Below are 15,915 nucleotides of genomic sequence, written 5' to 3' on the forward strand. Positions count from 1 at the left end.
CGAGCAGACATGCCGCGTTCGAACCGCAGGCGCCAGGAGGACCCGGGCGCTGATGACTCTTTCCAGCGCCTGCTCTCGGGCTGGAAGCGCGGTGAGGTCCGTCAGGGGCGGGAATGGACCGTGCAACCGGTCTCGGCGCAGAAGTCGCTCAAGGAGTACACCTGCCCCGGCTGCAGAGGTGTGATCGCTTCTGGCACGGCGCATTTGGTCGTCTGGCGAGCGGATGGCGTCCTGGGAGACGCCGCTGACCTCGCCGCCCGCAGGCACTGGCACACCCACTGCTGGAAGGTGGCGTGAGCCGGGCGCACCGCGTCAAGTCCGCTGCGCGGCCATGACCCGGCGAATTGAGGTTTCGACTCGCTTCGCTCGCTCAACCTTGACCCGCGCCGCGTCAAGTCCGCTGCGCGGCCATGACCCGGCGCGCGTCAACGCTCGTTCATACGAGGGATGAGCACCTGCCGGTAGATGATCAGGATGCTGGCGGCCACCGGGATCGCGATCAGCGCACCGAGCAACCCGAGGAGGGAGCCGCCCGCGAGCGCCGCAACCACGACGACTGCGCCGGGAACGGCTACCGCGCGGCTCATGATGCGCGGTGAGATCACATACGCCTCGATCTGCATGTAGATCAGGTAGTAGATCGCCGCTGCCAGCGCGGTCCCCGGAGAACCGAGACCGGGGATCAGGCAGACGAGGACGATGATGGTCGAACCGGTGAGCGTGCCGACGAGCGGAATTAGCGAGAAGAAGAACGCGATCACGGCGAGGACCGCAGCGAACGGTGCGCCGATGATATTCAGATAGATCGCGCTGAGCACACCGTTGATCACGCCCATGGTGACCTGTCCCATGACGTAGTAGCCCACCGAATCCGTGATCTGCTCAGCAAGGTCGATGAACCGCGGCCGCTTGGATGCCGGCACCAGCTGATAGACGGCCCGCTTGAGCGATGGCGTCGACGCGGTGAGATAGATCGTGAGGATCAGCACGATGAACGCCCCGAAGAGCCCCGTCACGACGGCGACACTGGCGTTGATCACGCCACCGGTGATGTCGCCGAGGTTTGCGATGAGCCAGTCCTGGGCTTCGGTGAGCACGCGCTCGACATCGAGGTTCGGGAAGATTCCGGTGATCCATACTTCGACGTCGGAGGCGAACGTCGGCTTCGTCACCAATTGCAGGACCTGCTCGATCAGCTGCGTGACCTGAGCGACGATGACCGGCAGCACGATCAGCACGATCCCTGCGAACACTCCGAGCACCAAAATCAGCGTGATGACCACGGCGAGCCAGCGCGGAAGCCTACGACGCTCGAGGAAAGAGATCCCCGGCTCGAGACCGAGACTGATGAACAGTGCGGTGCCGACGTACAGCAGAACAGTCGAAAGCGATTCGATGCTGCCGATCAGCAGAATGCCCAGGCCGACGCCGAGTGTCGCGACCAGCGCAGTGCGGAACGGGTTGTGGAGTTTCATCTGCTCTCTTCCAGAAGACTGCTCTCAGGGTAGTCGGCCGTTGGCTCCGGAGCCCGCGACGTGCCGAGTTCTCGTACCCCCTCGTAGTCAACACTCAGCCAGTTTCGCTAGTCTGAAACGTCGAGCGGAGATCCGAACGAGGCGTTTGGATCACGTAAGGAGACTTTTCGTGCGTTTCGTGTGGGCCGTCGTGGCCTTTGTCCTGGCCACGCTTCTCATCGGAGCGGGCATTGCTCAACGAACCATCTTCATGGGGCCGACGGCTCAGCAGGTGGAACTCAGCGTCGAAGAGCCGACACCGTATGTTCTCGTCGATGGTACAGTGCTGCGCGAGAACCCGGGACAGCAGACGCTGCTTGTCCGTGGCGATGGCGACCTCTTCGCAGCGTACGGGCGCACCGCGGATCTCGAAGCCTGGCTCTCTGACACCACGTACTCGTCGATCGTCCTCGACGACAAGGGGACACCACACGCCTCGGTCGTCGAACCGAAGACCGATGAGAGCGATACTGCGAGCGAGCCCGACGCGACAGCCACGCCCGATCCGACAGAGTCACCCGAGGCGGATGACGCGGCAGGGGCAGAAGCCGGGCGTAACCCGGTCGGGTCCGACCTCTGGCTCGACTCCTTCAGCGAGCAAGATCAGCTCATCACCGACATGCAGCTGCCGGAGGGCATGAGCGTGCTCATCGCCAAAGACGGCACGGAAGATGCTCCGAGCGACATCGTCGTCTCCTGGCCGTTGAACACCACGACTCCCTGGGTCGGCCCGCTCATCGCGGCCGGGGGAGCGGTGCTGCTGTTCGGCCTCGTCATGTATGTGCTCGCTATCCGGCATCAGCGGCGGGGCCGCGGGCCGCGTCGAAAGGGACCGGGGCCGCTTCCGGCCACAGAACCCATCGGTCTCGCGCCGGCACCGGTTCGGGAACAGATCGAACCAGGCCCGAGCGATGCCGACCCGGAGTCTTCCGAGAGCAAGCCGGAGAAGAGCGAACGCCGCGCGTCGCAGCACGGCAGGCGACTACTCGTGCTGCCCGCGCTGGGTCTGACGGCGTTGATGTTCGCCGGCTGCTCGAGCGATTCTTGGCCGCAGATCGGCGAGGCGACACCGTCGCCGTCACCGAGCGAGACAGTGATCACGCCGGAGAATCAGAAGCCACCAGCAGTCACCGAAGCACAGGCATCCCGCATCCTCCAGTCGATCTCCGCGACGCTCGAAGAAGCCGACGCGGCGGGGGACATCGACCTGGCGGGCACGCGCCTGGAAGGCACCGCGCTTAGTGCGCGTGCGACCGACTACACGCTGCGCGCTGCGCTTCCCGACCGTCCGCTGCCAGCGACGATCCCGACCGAGGCCATCGAGGTGCTGCTGCCGCAGGCCACAGACGCTTGGCCGCGTACGGTGCTCGTGCTCAGCAAGAGCAAGAGCGATGACACCGTCCCCCCGGTGATCCTGACGATGACGCAGGCGGACCCCTGGGCGGACTACAAGGTCTCCAACATCGCCGAGATGCAGGCATCCACCGAAGTTCCGCAACTCGCCCCTGCGTGGCTCGGGACCAGCCTGATCACCGAGAATGCCGCGGCATTCCTCACCCTGGCACCCGATGAGCTTGCCGGAGCGTTCGCCGACCTCGTCGACAACGGCGACGCGAGCGAGTATCGCGCCGACTTCGATCCGGCGACGATCGCGTTGGCGGAGTCGATCACGACCAGCCGTGACGCCGTCACGCAGGCCCTCGTGGACAACGGCGCGGCGGAGACATCGACAGCTGCCTTCGATATCGAGCCGAGCACCGATCCGCCTGTCGCGATGGCGACGCTCGACAGCGGCGCGATCGTAGCGGTGTCACTCGTGGACAGCGAGACGATCACTCCGACTTCGACCGACGCCGTCATCAGATTCGGAGACAACGCCGAGGCGAAGACCCTCACCGGAGCGGAAGAGGCTTCGAAGGGCGTCGTGACGACCTACGGTCTCCAACTGTTCTTCTCTGTGCCCAGCCAGGGCTCGACGCAGCAGATCCGACTGCTCGCCGTGCACCAGGACATTCTCAACGTGGAAGTGATCAAGTGAGCGATATCTCAGCTGCTGCCCTGCGTGGCGCCGTGGACCTCTCGACCCTGCGCAACCGTCCGACCGCACCGACGAACCCCGCCCAGGCGGCGGCCGATGGCGCAGACGCGGCGCCGGGCGGTTTCATCGTCGACGTCACCGACGCGACGTTCGGGCAGATCCTCGAACTCTCCCGCACCGTACCGGTCGTCGTCGATCTCTGGGCGGAGTGGTGCGGTCCGTGCAAACAGCTGAGCCCGATTCTCGAGAAGGTTGTCACCGAACTCGGCGGCCGTGTCGTGCTGGCCAAGGTCGATGTCGACGCCAACCCGCAGCTCAAGCAGAGCTTCCGCGCGCAGTCGATCCCGATGGTCGTGGCATTGATCGGCGGGCAGCCCGTGCCGATGTTCACCGGCGCCGTCCCCGAAGAGCAGGTTCGCCAGGTCTTCGACCAGCTCCTGCAGGTCGCCGCGCAGAACGGTGTCACCGGCAGCGTCGGCGGCGAGCAGCAGCCGGAGACCTCCGCAGAGGATGCCGAGGAGCCTCAGGAAGCGCCGCTTCCCCCATTGCATGCCGAGGCGTTCGCAGCCATCGAGAACGGCGATTACGCGACGGCGATCGCAGCCTACGAGAAGGCTCTCGCCGAGAACCCTCGCGATGAAGACGCGCGCGCGGGACTCGGTCAGGTGCGGTTGCTGAATCGAGTATCGGGACTGGACCTGCAGGAGGCACGCGCTGCTGCGGCAGCCGCGCCGGGCGATGTGCAGGCGCAGTTCGCCGTTGCCGACCTGGACATCTCCGGCGGTCACGTCGAGGATGCATTCGGTCGTCTGCTCGATCTGTTCGCGGTGCTGCCTTCGGATGAGCGCGCACCCGTGCGCGAGCGGCTGGTCGAGCTGTTCGGACTCATCGGTGCGGGCGACCCCCGCGTTGGAGCCGCCCGCAACAGGCTGTCCTCGCTGCTGTTCTAAGCGGCGAGGAGACATCGGCGGCGCTCCGCCGGGGCGCGATCAGCGCGTGGGCCGGTACCGCAGCCACAGCGTGGACAGCGGTGGCAGCGTGACCTTCGTGGTCGGAGTGCCGTGGTCCTCTGACGTGTGAGCCGCGACGCGCCCGAAGTTGCCGATGCCCGCTCCACCGTATTCGAGCGCATCCGTGTTGAGGATCTCTTCCCAGACCCCGGCGACGGGCACGTCGAGTGCGAGGTTGGCGTGCTCGACGCCCGCGAAGTTGCTGATCACGATGACCCGACCACCGTGCAGATCGCGCCGCTCGAATGCGATCACGTTCGGATCCCAGATGGGGGCGCCCAGCCGCCGGAACCGCGTGCTGTCGCCGTCCCGCTCCCACAGCGGTGCTGTGGCGCGATAGACGTCGTTCATCGCGCCGACGAACCGCTGAAGCTGTGCATGTGCGGGCTGGTCGAGCAGCCACCAGTCCAATGGTCTGCTCTCGGACCACTCGGCGATCTGGCCGAATTCCTGCCCCATGAAGAGAAGATTCTTGCCCGGGTGCCCCCACATGTAGGCGAGGTATGCCCGGACATTCGCGAGCTTGTGCGCGTGATCGCCGGGCATCTTCGAGATGAGGGAGCCCTTGCCGTGGACGACCTCGTCGTGGCTGATGGGGAGCAGATAGTTCTCACCGAATGCGTAGACGAAGGAGAACGTCATCTCGCCCTCATGATGGGCGCGGTGCAGCGGATCGCGGGCGATGTACTGCAATGAGTCGTTCATCCACCCCATGTTCCATTTGAATCCGAAGCCGAGCCCTGCCTGATCGGTGCGTGCCGTGACCCCCGGAAAACTGGTGGATTCCTCCGCGATCATGACGATGCCCGGGTGGGTGCGGTAGGCCGCCGCGTTGACTTCCTGCAGGAATCGGAGCGCCTCGAGATTCTCCCGACCTCCGTGAATGTTCGGTTCCCACTCGCCTTCGCGTCGGGAGTAGTCGAGGTAGAGCATCGAGGCGACGGCATCCACGCGGAGCCCGTCGATGTGGAACTCCTCGAACCAGTACAGAGCGTTGGCGACGAGGAACCCCCGTACTTCGTTGCGCCCGTAGTCGAAGATGAGCGTGCCCCAGTCCTGGTGCTCGCCGCGCCGTGGATCCGGATGCTCGTACACCGGTCGACCGTCGAAACGGGCCAGTGCGAACTCGTCCTTCGGGAAATGCCCCGGCACCCAGTCCAGGATCACCCCGATGCCGGCCTGGTGCAGCCGGTCGATGAGATAGCGCAGATCATCGGGCGATCCGAAGCGCGCGGTCGGGGCGTAGTAGCCGCTGACCTGATAGCCCCAGGAACCGCCGAAGGGGTGCTCGGCCAGCGGCATGAACTCCACGTGGGTGAAGCCGGTCTCGGTGATGTGCGCGATGAGCGGGTCGGCGATCTCGCGATAGCCCAGACCGCCTCGCCAGGAGCCGAGGTGAACTTCGTAGATGCTCATGGGGCCCGCGACGGCGTGGGTGGCAGCGCGCCGGGTCATCCACGCGCCGTCCTTCCAGCTGTATGCCGAGAACCCGACGATCGATGCGGTCTCCGGCGGCACCTGCGTTCGCTGCGCCATCGGATCGGCCTTGAGGGTCCACGTGCCGTCGGGAGTGAGGATCTGATACTTGTAGACGGTTCCCGGCGATACCCCCGGAATGAACAGCTCCCAGACGCCGCTGGAGCCCATCGACCGCATGGCATGGCCTTCGCCGCTCCAGTCGTTGAAGTCTCCGACGACGCGGACAGCCTGCGCGTTCGGCGCCCAGACCGCGAACGAGATTCCGATCTCTCCCTCGATGAGATGGGCATTCGCGCCCAGGATCTCCCAGAGTCGCTCATGCCGTCCTTCGGCGATGAGATGAAGATCGAGCTCGCCGACCGTGGGAAGGTGCCGATAGGGATCACCCGAGACGTGTTCTACGTCGCCGTCGTACACAGCGCTGAGGCGATACGACGAGGGGGAGCCGGGGTGGGTCCCCTCCCATATGCCGGAAGCGACATGTTCGAGTGGCACCTGGGTGCCGTCGCTGAGGATCGCGACCACGCTCTCGGCGAGCGGCCTGCGCGCCCTGATCGTGGTCTGGGCGTCGCCGTCGTCGCCAGTCGCCTCGTGAGCGCCGAGCAGATCATGCGGGGCATGATGGGCGCCAGCGGCGACGGCTTCCCATACGGCGGATGCTGGGGTGCTCGCGACCTCGCTCATGCTCGACTCCTCACGTGGAGGATGTGCACCGGTTCGGTGAAGGCATCCAGGCGAACGTAGTTGTGGTCGGACCAGTTCCAGACCGCGCCGGTGATGAGATCTTCGACCTCGAACGAGCTTCCCGGCTCGGCGCCCCAGATCGTCGTGTCCAGGTGCACGGTGCTCTCGCGCACCGAGTGCGGGTCGACGTTCGCGACGACGATGATCGTGTCGGGTGCTCCATCGGGAGTGAACGCGCCATCCAAGTGCTTCGAGTAGGCCAGGATGCTGTCGTCGTCGCTCCAGTGCACGGTGAAGTTGCGCAGCTGGCGCAGTGCGGGGTGCGCACGGCGGATCTCATTGAGCCGTCGAAGGTAGGGGGCGAGCGAGTCGCCCGCAGCCTCCGCTCCGACGAAGTCTCGAAACTTGTATTCGTACTTCTCGTTGTCGATGTTCTCTTCCGACCCGGGACGCGCGACATTCTCGAACAGCTCGAAGCCGGCGTACACCCCGTATGCGGGCGCTGCGGTGGCGGCGATCGCCGCACGTACCTTGTAGGCGGCGCGCCCGCCGTACTGCAGATACTCGGTGAGGATGTCCGGGGTGTTCACGAACAGATTCGGGCGCAGGTAGTCGGCGGTCTCGGTGGCCAGGCCGGTGAGGAACTCTTCCAGCTCGGGTTTCGTGTTGCGCCAGGTGAAGTAGGTGTAGCTCTGCTGGAAGCCCGCGGCGGCAAGCCCCCGCAAGGGAGCCGGGCGCGTGAAGGCCTCGGCGAGGAAGACGACGTCGGGGTCCTCGGCGGTGACCTGTGCGATCAGCCACTCCCAGAACTGCAGGGGTTTGGTGTGCGGGTTGTCGACGCGGAAGATCCGCACGCCCTGGGCGATCCAATGCCGCACGATGCGCAGCACCTCGACGCGGATGCCATCCGGATCCCCATCGAAATTCACCGGGTAGATGTCCTGATACTTCTTCGGCGGGTTCTCGGCATACGCGATCGTGCCGTCCGGCAGGGTCGTGAACCATTCCGGATGCTGGGCGACCCACGGGTGATCGGGCGATGCCTGCAGCGCCAGGTCCAGCGCTACTTCAATTCCGGCCTTGCGTGCCTCTCTGACGAAGAATCGGAAGTCGGCGAGCGTGCCGAGATCAGGGTGCACCGCGTCGTGTCCGCCGGCGGCTGAGCCGATGGCCCACGGCGACCCGGGATCGGCGGGTCCGGCATCGAGTGTGTTGTTCGGACCTTTGCGGTGGGTGCGCCCGATCGGATGCACCGGGGGCAGATACAGCACATCGAAGCCCATCTCGGCGACCCGACCCAGATGTTTGACAGCGGAACGGAACGTGCCGCTGCGGATCGTGCCGTCCTTTGCGCGCTTGGCGCCTTCGGAGCGCGGAAAGAACTCGTACCAGGCGCCGACGGCGGCAGCGGTCCGCTCAACCGTGATCGTCTGTTCAGCGGTGGCCGACGCGAGCGCGAACAGCGGCCGGTCGGCGAAGACGGCGGCGAGGCCCGGATCGGTGGCCACGGCCAGTGCGGTGGCAGCATCCGCTTCGATGAGCGTGGCAGCTCGTGCTTTCAGCATCGCGCGCTGTTTTGCGGGCCGGTGGGGGTCGGCTGCGGCGCGCGCGAGAAGGTCCCGGCCGAGTGCGGCCATCACCGCGACATCGACATCGGCCGCGATCTTGATCGACGCCGCGTGCGCCCACGTCGCGAACTCGTCGGCGAACGCCTCGAACTCGAATCGCCACTGACCCTGTGCTTCCAGAGCGACCTCGACCTGCCAGCGGTCTGTGCCGTCGGCGAGAGGGCTCAGTCGGTGCAGTGACGTGGTGCCCTCCGGGCTGGTGAGACGCAGGTGCACGCCGATTCGATCATGGCCCTCGCGGAAGGACACGACCCGGAACGGCACCACTTCGCCCGTGAATGCCTTCGGGGCGTACCCTCCAGGTGCTGTCGGCGCGGGCTCCAGCACCGGGATTCTGCCGGTGCGGAGGCCGGTGTGCGTGTCCGCAGCGCGCGGCCGCAGAGGAATTTCAGCGGGGCTTCGAAACACCGCGGGACGATTGCCAGAACGTGCTGCCACACCCCGAATGTACCGCGCTCGGCATCTGCGGAGAACCCGTCGGCGCGTCGCGCGATCGGGCTACTCCACGCGGAACAGGCGCATCGATGTACCCGGGGTGGCCACGACGTCCCCTGGAGCGAAATCCTCAGCCTCCGATGACGGCTGCTCATCCGCACTGGACCAGAGCGAGACGAATCGTGTCGCTCCTTCGAGAGAGGTGGGAAGGGTCACATCGACCGGGGATTCGGTGCCGTGCACGATGAGCAGAATACGGTTGATCGGCTCATCGATCGGTGTGGATTCGGCGACGTACTGCAGCGTGCGACTGTGCGGGTCGGTCCACTGCGCCTCCTCCATCGTCTCGCCGTCCTGGTTGTACCAGTCCATCAGCGAGGCATTGGGGGTGTGCACATCTCGACGCGCGTAACGGCTGGGACGCAGCGCCGCGTTCTCACGCCGGAAGCGTGTGAGGGCGACGACGTGCGCACGAAGATCCAGCTGCCACGGCTCGTGCTCCCAGCTGAGCCAGGTCAGGGCGGAATCCTGCGCATAGGCGTTGTTGTTCCCGCGCTGCGTGCGACCGGTCTCATCGCCTGCGGTGAGCATCGGTATGCCTGCGGAAAGCAGCAGAGTGCCGAGCAGATTGCGCATCGCCTTGCGGCGTGCCGCATTGATGGTGGCATCGGTGGTGGGGCCCTCGACGCCGTGATTGAACGCACGATTCATATCGGCGCCGTCACGATTGTCCTCGCCGTTGGCCTCATTGTGCTTGACGTCGTACGTCACCAGGTCGTGCAGGGTGAATCCGTCGTGCGCAGTGATGAAGTTGACTCCGGCCAGTGGGCCGCGCTCCTTGCTGAAGGTGTTCGAGGAGCCGGCCAGGCGCGTCGCGAAGCCGCCGATGCCGACCGGGGCCGAGGCCCGACGGGCGTAGTCGATGTCGCTGAGCCAGAAATTGCGTACGCGGTCGCGGTAGCGGTCGTTCCACTCGTGCCAGCCGTCGGCGAAATTTCCGGTCTGCCACCCGCCCATCCCGACATCCCAGGGTTCGGCGATGATCTTCGTCCCCGCCAGCGCCGGATCGTCGCGGATCGCCAGCAGCAGCGGATGCTCTCGTGAGTACTCGTGCGCGGCATCGCGGCCGAGGGCCGCAGCCAAGTCGAACCGGAAGCCGTCGATCTGCATCTCCTGCGCCCAGTAGCGCAGTGAATCCAGGACCAGCCGGGCACCAGCATCCATTGCGGTGTTCAGCGTGTTCCCGCATCCGGTCGTATCGATGTAGGCGCCGTCGGGCTGCTGGCGGTAGTAGTTGGCGTTGTCGAGGCCGCGCAGGCTCGTGCGCGGGCCGCCGAGTCCTTCTTCGGAGGTGTGGTTGTAGACGACATCGAGGATGACCTCGAGGCCTGCTTCGTGCAGCAGCCTGACCATGCCCTTGAACTCGGCGAGCACGGCTTCTGGACCCTGCTTGCGCGCCTCATCGGTTGCGTACGCGGTGTGCGGGGTGAAGAAGTTCAGGGTGTTGTAGCCCCAGTAGTTCGTCAGGCCGCGGTCCAGCAGGCGAGGTTCGGAGGCGAACGCCTGCACGGGCAGGAGTTCGATCGCGGTGACGCCGAGCGCATGGAAATACTCGATCATCGCGGGGTGCGCGAGCCCGGCATATGTGCCGTGCAGGGCCGGAGGCACATCGGGATGCCGCTTACTGACTCCCTTCAGATGGGCCTCGTAGATGACGGTGCGGTCCATCGGAACACGCGGCTTCTCGACGCCGCCCCAGTCGAAGCCGTCCTCGATGACGACCGAGCGCCAGTCGTCATACCCATCGCCCTGAGCGAGACCTCGCGCGTACGGGTCGAGCAGCAGCGTCTCGGGGTTGAAGGTGTTGCCGGGGCCGTGCGGTCCGCTCACGCGCAGCGCGTAGCGGGTACCGGGCTGGAGCAGCGGCGTCGTCACTTCCCACACGCCGTCGCTTCGAGGCTGCAGCGCGGCTTCATCGGTGACCCAGTCGAGATCGGTCTCATCGAACACCACGAGTGTCATCGACGAGGCGTTCTGCGACCAGACGCGCAGCGTCGCACCGTCGTCGTGCCGCCGCACGCCGAGGCCGTCGAGGGCGTTGCCACCGGGGGGTGTGAAGTCGGACATGAGTAAAGAGTAGGCGGGATGTGTTCGGTATGCCGACCGCCCGAAAATGGGGGAGAGTTAAGGGATGCGATTCTACCTCGATCATGCGGCGACGACTCCGTTGCGCCCGGAGGCGCGGGAGGCGTGGCTGGCCGCGTCCGACATCGTCGGCAATGCATCCTCGACGCACGGCGCCGGTCAGGACGCGCGGCGGCTGCTCGAGGACGCCAGGGAGAGCATCGCCGCGGTGCTCGACAGCGACCGGATCGAAGTCGTGTTGACGTCTGGGGGAACCGAGTCGATCAATACTGCGCTGCACGGGCTGTGGGAATCACGCGGGACGGATGCCGGAGCTGTTGTCCTTCCGGATGGGGAGCACCACGCGAGCATGGACACCGTCGCCGCGCTCGTGGCCTCCGGCGCCGCTGTACTTACAGTGCCGCTCTCCGCGAACGGTCGGATCGATCTCGATGCATTCACCGCAGCGCTGCCGGAGGCGGCATTGGCGACGGCACTCGTCGCGAACAACGAGGTCGGCACCGTCAACGACGCCGCCGCGCTGTCGCGTGCTGCTGCCGGCGCTGCCGTGCCGCTGCACTTGGATGCCGTGGCGGCGCTCGGACATCTCCCGCTGTCTTTCCGTCACCTGCGGGCGGATGCCGCGGCCGGGGTGGGCCTTGTCGCGATGAGTGTCGCCGGTCACAAGATCGGCGCCCCCGTCGGAGTCGGTGCTTTGGTCGTCTCTCGCACGGCGAAGATGGCGCCGTTGCTGCACGGCGGAGCCCAGCAACGCGGCCTGAGAGCCGGTACGCAGGATGTTCCGGGGGCGGCTGCTTTCGCTGCGGCGCTCGTGGCGGCTGAGGCAGAACGCGAATCGGAGAGCGCTCGGCTCGCAGCCCTGCGCGATCACCTCGTCGACGGCATCCGCTCGGCCGTGCCCTCAGCACGGCTGCTGGGCGACCCGATCGACCGGCTTCCGGGCAACGCGCACTTCCTCTTTCCCGGTGCGGTGGGGGAGAGCCTGCTGTTCCTGCTGGATGTTGCGGGAGTCGCAGCATCCACCGGTTCTGCCTGCCAGGCCGGCGTCGCGGAGCCATCGCATGTTGTGAAGGCGATGGGCGGCAGCGAGCAGGACGCACGCAGCGTCCTGCGGTTCACGCTCGGACGCACGTCCGCTCAGGCGGATGTGGATGCCGTGCTCGCCGTGATCGCCGATTCGTACGCCCGCGCATCCGGGAATCGCGACGCTCGCTGACCCCTTCCGCCGACTCAGGGACCGTCCTGCTGAAGGATCGTAGAATAGACGAATGCGTATTCTTGCGGCGATGAGTGGCGGTGTCGATTCGGCTGTTGCGACCGCGCGTGCTGTGGAGGCCGGACACGACGTCACCGGCGTGCACCTCGCGCTCTCTCGGGCGGGCGGAACGCTGCGCACCGGCAGTCGCGGCTGCTGCACGATCGAAGACGCCATGGACGCACGGCGTGCCGCGGATATGCTCGGCATCCCGTTCTACGTCTGGGACTTCTCGGAGCGCTTCCGCGACGACGTCATCGATGACTTCATCGCCGAGTATCAGGCTGGCCGCACCCCGAACCCGTGCATGCGCTGCAACGAGAAGATCAAGTTCGCAGCCCTCCTGGAGCGGGCGATCGAGCTCGGTTTCGACGCTGTCTGCACCGGGCACTACGCGACGCTCGTGAACGGCGACGGCGGGCTCGAACTGCACCGCGCGTCGGACAATGCGAAAGACCAGTCCTACGTGCTGGGCGTGCTCACGACCGAGCAGCTGGCGCACACCTATTTTCCGCTCGGAGAGACACCGTCGAAGGCTCTCGTGCGCGCCGAGGCCGCCGAGCGCGGGCTGAGCGTTGCACAGAAGCCGGATAGCCACGACATCTGCTTCATCCCGGATGGCGACACCCGTGGCTGGCTGGCCGACAAGGTCGGCGCCGAGCAGGGCGAGATCCTTGACCGTGACGGCGAGGTCGTCGGTTCGCACGACGGTGCGCACGCGTTCACAGTCGGTCAGCGCCGCGGGCTCAAGCTCGGCGTGCCAGCGGCGGACGGCAAGCCCCGGTTCGTGCTCGAAGTGCGTCCGGTGTCGAACACCGTCGTCGTCGGTCCGAAGGAAGCTCTGGCCATCGGCGAGATATCCGGTGAGCGGCACTCGTGGGCGGGCGCTGCGCCAACGTCGTCCGAGTTCGCGTGCGAGGTGCAGATCCGTGCGCACTCGGAGCCGGTGCCGGCGCAGGCGACCGTCTCGGAGACCGGGGTTACCGTGGTGCCGGATGTGCCGCTCGATGGCGTTGCACCCGGGCAGACTGCAGTGCTCTACGTCGGAACGCGCGTGCTGGGCCAGTTCACGATCGACAAGACCGTGTCGGCCGTGCCCGTTTCGGCTTGACCGACTGGCGAACGTTTCGTCTCGCTCCGCTCGCTCAACGCGTTTCGTCTCGCTCCGCTCGCTCAACGACCCGCAGCAACTGCAGCAACCATGTGGGGCGTTTCGACTCGCTCCCCGCGGAGACTGCACCGACCACGCGGGTCGTTGAGCGAGCCGAAGGCGAGTCGAAACGGACTGAGCGAGCGCAGCGAGTCGAAGTCACAACTGATGTCGCACCCCACTCGTAGACTGATCGAGTGCCGGAGAACATCTCACTGGAAGCCGCCCGCGTCGAGGCCGAAGAGTTGACGACTCGCATCCTCGAGGCGAAAGACGCGTACTACGGGCGCGACACATCGCTCGTCGACGATGCGACCTACGACGGATGGATGCACCGCCTCGAAGAACTCGAGCGCCTGCACCCCGAGCTGCAAGGACAGGACTCGCCGACACAGATGGTCGGCGCCGCTGAAACGACGGGGCTCGACACGATCGAGCACGCCGAACGGATGCTGAGCCTCGACAACGTCTTCTCGCTCGATGAGTTGCGCGACTGGGCGGCGAAGACGCAGGCATCCGCCGGACGCGAGATCGCGTGGCTCACAGAGCTGAAGATCGATGGGTTGGCGATCAACCTGCGGTACGAAAACGGCGTCCTCACATCGGCGGCGACTCGCGGCGACGGCCGCGTCGGCGAGATCGTCACCGAGAACGCCCTGCGGCTGGCTGATATCCCCCAGCGGCTCAGCGGCGAGGGGCACCCTGAGATCGTCGAGGTCCGCGGTGAGGTGTTCATCCCGGTAGCCGCGTTCGAACGGCTGAACGCCGCACAGGCCGATTTCCGCGAACGTGCCTATGCCGACGCTCTGGGGCGCTGGGAGGCACGGACCGGCGCCAAGCGTCCGTTCGAGGAGGAGAAGGCTCGAAGTGCCGCGGCTCGGCGCTTCCCTGCCTTCGCGAACCCGCGCAACGCGGCGAGCGGAGGTCTGCGGCAGCAAATCGACAAGAAGTCCGGCCTCGAGCTCGAAGCGGGGCTCCTGCGCATCGAGTCGCTCTCGCTGTACGTGCACGGCGTCGGCGCGTGGCCGAATCCTCCGGTGGCCGCGCAGAGCGAGGTGTACGACCTGCTTGCTTCGTGGGGGCTGCCGACGAGCCCGCACTCGAAGGTATGCCGGTCGATCGATGAGGTCACAGAGTTCGTGGCGTACTTCGGTGAGCACCGACATGACATCGAGCACGAGCTCGACGGCATCGTCGTCAAGGTCGATGAGCTCGCACTCCACGACGAACTGGGTATGACTTCCCGCGCTCCGCGCTGGGCGATCGCCTACAAGTACCCGCCGGAAGAGGTCCAGACGACGCTGCTCGACATCGTCGTATCCGTGGGCCGTACCGGACGTGCGACGCCCTTCGCGGTGATGGCACCGGCGCACGTCGCAGGTTCTGTCGTGCGTCAGGCGACTCTGCACAACAAGGATGTCGTGAAGGCCAAGGGCGTCCTCATCGGTGACACCGTCGTGCTGCGCAAAGCGGGCGATGTCATCCCCGAGGTGCTCGGACCGGTGGTCGAGCGTCGTGACGGGTCTGAGCGCGAGTTCGTCATGCCGGAGAACTGTCCTGAGTGCGGTACGCCGCTGCGGGCGATGAAAGAGGGCGACATCGACCTGCGGTGCCCGAACGCGCGGTCGTGTCCGGCACAGGTGCGCGGGCGCGTGGAGCACATCGGATCCCGCGGCGCGCTCGATATCGAAGCGCTCGGCGAGGTGACGGCGGCCGCGCTCACGCAGCCGAGTGTGCCGTCAGAGCCTCCGCTCGACACTGAGGCCGGGCTGTTCACTCTGACGCTCGAACAGATCGTGCCGATCGAGGTCGTGGTGCGCGATGCCGAGACAGGGCTTCCCAAAGAGGACGACGACGGCATCGTCAAGACCCGGTCACCGTTCCGCCGCAACGCGACCGCCGCCGAGAAGAAAGACGGGCGGACCACCTCGCAGCCCTCGAGCTCGGCGATCAAGCTTCTCGCCGAGCTCGAGAAGGCGAAGACCAAGGAGCTCTGGCGTCTGCTGGTTTCACTGAACATCCGCCACGTCGGGCCGGTCGCAGCTCGCGCATTGGCGCAGTGGTTCGGATCGCTGGACGCCATCCGCACAGCATCCCGTGAGGAGCTCGCCGCGGTCGAGGGCGTCGGCGGGATCATCGCGGACTCGCTGCTCGACTGGTTCGACGTCGACTGGCACATCGACATCGTCGACCAGTGGTCAGCTGCTGGCGTGCAGTGGGTGACGCCGGGGCATCCCGGCCCCGGTGCAGCAGTCACTGAGGGCGGCGTGCTCGATGGGCTCACGATCGTCGCGACAGGTTTCCTCGACGGCTACACCCGAGACGGCGCGCAGGAAGCGATCATCAACGCCGGCGGTAAGGCAGCTTCGAGTGTCTCGAAGAAGACCGACTTCGTCGCAGCCGGCCCCGGTGCGGGGTCGAAGCTCGCGAAGGCTGAGGACCTCGGCATCCGCATTCTGGATGCTGCGCAGTTCCACATCCTCGTCACCGAGGGCCCCGAGTCGCTGGATTGATCGCGAGAATTGCTCTACCGCGTGAAAATGGCCCTGCCAGCGCGATTCTCGAGCGGCAGAGCAA

Annotated in this window: 10 protein-coding genes; 6 read left to right on the forward strand and 4 right to left on the reverse strand. The window is 66.3% G+C overall.

Annotated elements, in window-relative coordinates; translation table 11 throughout:
- The first annotated feature begins 9 nt into the window (after nucleotides 1-9).
- A complete protein-coding gene (locus ACTIAO_RS06910; RefSeq protein ID WP_441905545.1) occupies nucleotides 10-297 on the forward strand; it encodes a hypothetical protein in 288 nt (95 codons plus the stop codon).
- Between the two features lie 128 nt (nucleotides 298-425).
- On the opposite strand, the gene ACTIAO_RS06915 is transcribed toward ACTIAO_RS06910, so the two are convergent.
- Nucleotides 426-1,475, reverse strand: a complete 1,050-nt coding sequence (locus ACTIAO_RS06915; RefSeq protein WP_441905547.1) for an AI-2E family transporter — start codon at nucleotides 1,473-1,475, stop codon at nucleotides 426-428.
- Nucleotides 1,476-1,644: 169 nt separating this feature from the next.
- Here ACTIAO_RS06915 and ACTIAO_RS06920 point away from each other — a divergent pair, with 169 nt between their 5' ends.
- Nucleotides 1,645-3,552, forward strand: coding sequence for a glycosyl transferase (locus tag ACTIAO_RS06920; RefSeq protein ID WP_441905548.1), 1,908 nt, complete (start codon nucleotides 1,645-1,647; stop codon nucleotides 3,550-3,552).
- A complete protein-coding gene (locus ACTIAO_RS06925; RefSeq protein WP_441905549.1) occupies nucleotides 3,549-4,502 on the forward strand; it encodes a tetratricopeptide repeat protein in 954 nt (317 codons plus the stop codon). The genes ACTIAO_RS06920 and ACTIAO_RS06925 overlap by 4 nt, the downstream gene beginning before the upstream one ends.
- A 39-nt stretch (nucleotides 4,503-4,541) precedes the next feature.
- Here ACTIAO_RS06925 and glgB read toward each other — a convergent pair whose 3' ends face one another.
- From glgB to glgX, 3 genes are read right to left on the reverse strand one after another with little or no spacing between them, the layout of a single operon-like run.
- The gene (glgB, locus tag ACTIAO_RS06930) at nucleotides 4,542-6,725 is read right to left on the reverse strand and encodes a 1,4-alpha-glucan branching protein GlgB (protein ID WP_441905550.1); all 2,184 of its coding nucleotides are present in this window, start codon (nucleotides 6,723-6,725) and stop codon (nucleotides 4,542-4,544) included.
- A complete protein-coding gene (locus ACTIAO_RS06935) occupies nucleotides 6,722-8,791 on the reverse strand; it encodes a maltotransferase domain-containing protein (RefSeq protein WP_441905551.1) in 2,070 nt (689 codons plus the stop codon). The genes glgB and ACTIAO_RS06935 overlap by 4 nt, the downstream gene beginning before the upstream one ends.
- A gap of 60 nt (nucleotides 8,792-8,851) precedes the next feature.
- Nucleotides 8,852-10,915 carry a glycogen debranching protein GlgX gene (gene glgX, locus ACTIAO_RS06940; protein WP_441905552.1) on the reverse strand — a complete coding sequence of 688 codons (2,064 nt, stop codon included), beginning with the start codon at nucleotides 10,913-10,915 and terminating at the stop codon, nucleotides 8,852-8,854.
- A 64-nt stretch (nucleotides 10,916-10,979) separates the two neighbouring features.
- Here glgX and ACTIAO_RS06945 point away from each other — a divergent pair, with 64 nt between their 5' ends.
- The 3 genes from ACTIAO_RS06945 (at nucleotide 10,980) to ligA (ending at nucleotide 15,851) form a co-directional block, all read left to right on the forward strand.
- Entirely contained in the window at nucleotides 10,980-12,149 is a 1,170-nt protein-coding gene (locus ACTIAO_RS06945) for a cysteine desulfurase family protein (protein ID WP_441905553.1), read from the forward strand.
- Between the two features lie 52 nt (nucleotides 12,150-12,201).
- Nucleotides 12,202-13,299, forward strand: coding sequence for a tRNA 2-thiouridine(34) synthase MnmA (mnmA, locus tag ACTIAO_RS06950; protein WP_441905554.1), 1,098 nt, complete (start codon nucleotides 12,202-12,204; stop codon nucleotides 13,297-13,299).
- A gap of 236 nt (nucleotides 13,300-13,535) precedes the next feature.
- On the forward strand, nucleotides 13,536-15,851 hold the full coding sequence (ligA, locus tag ACTIAO_RS06955; RefSeq protein ID WP_441905555.1) for an NAD-dependent DNA ligase LigA: 2,316 nt from the start codon (nucleotides 13,536-13,538) through the stop codon (nucleotides 15,849-15,851).
- Nucleotides 15,852-15,915 lie beyond the last annotated feature (64 nt).

Origin of the sequence: Microbacterium sp. (genome assembly GCF_052099035.1) — a bacterium.
Taxonomy (GTDB): Bacteria; Actinomycetota; Actinomycetes; order Actinomycetales; family Microbacteriaceae; genus Microbacterium.

Bases quoted from the DNA above. Each gene is read 5' to 3' on its own strand.
- ACTIAO_RS06915 (WP_441905547.1), bottom strand. From the start codon at position 1,475: ATGAAACTCCACAACCCGTTCCGCACTGCGCTGGTCGCGACACTCGGC.
- glgB (WP_441905550.1), bottom strand. From the start codon at position 6,725: ATGAGCGAGGTCGCGAGCACCCCAGCATCCGCCGTATGGGAAGCCGTC.
- mnmA (WP_441905554.1), top strand. From the start codon at position 12,202: ATGCGTATTCTTGCGGCGATGAGTGGCGGTGTCGATTCGGCTGTTGCG.
- glgX (WP_441905552.1), bottom strand. From the start codon at position 10,915: ATGTCCGACTTCACACCCCCCGGTGGCAACGCCCTCGACGGCCTCGGC.
- ACTIAO_RS06945 (WP_441905553.1), top strand. From the start codon at position 10,980: ATGCGATTCTACCTCGATCATGCGGCGACGACTCCGTTGCGCCCGGAG.
- ACTIAO_RS06910 (WP_441905545.1), top strand. From the start codon at position 10: ATGCCGCGTTCGAACCGCAGGCGCCAGGAGGACCCGGGCGCTGATGAC.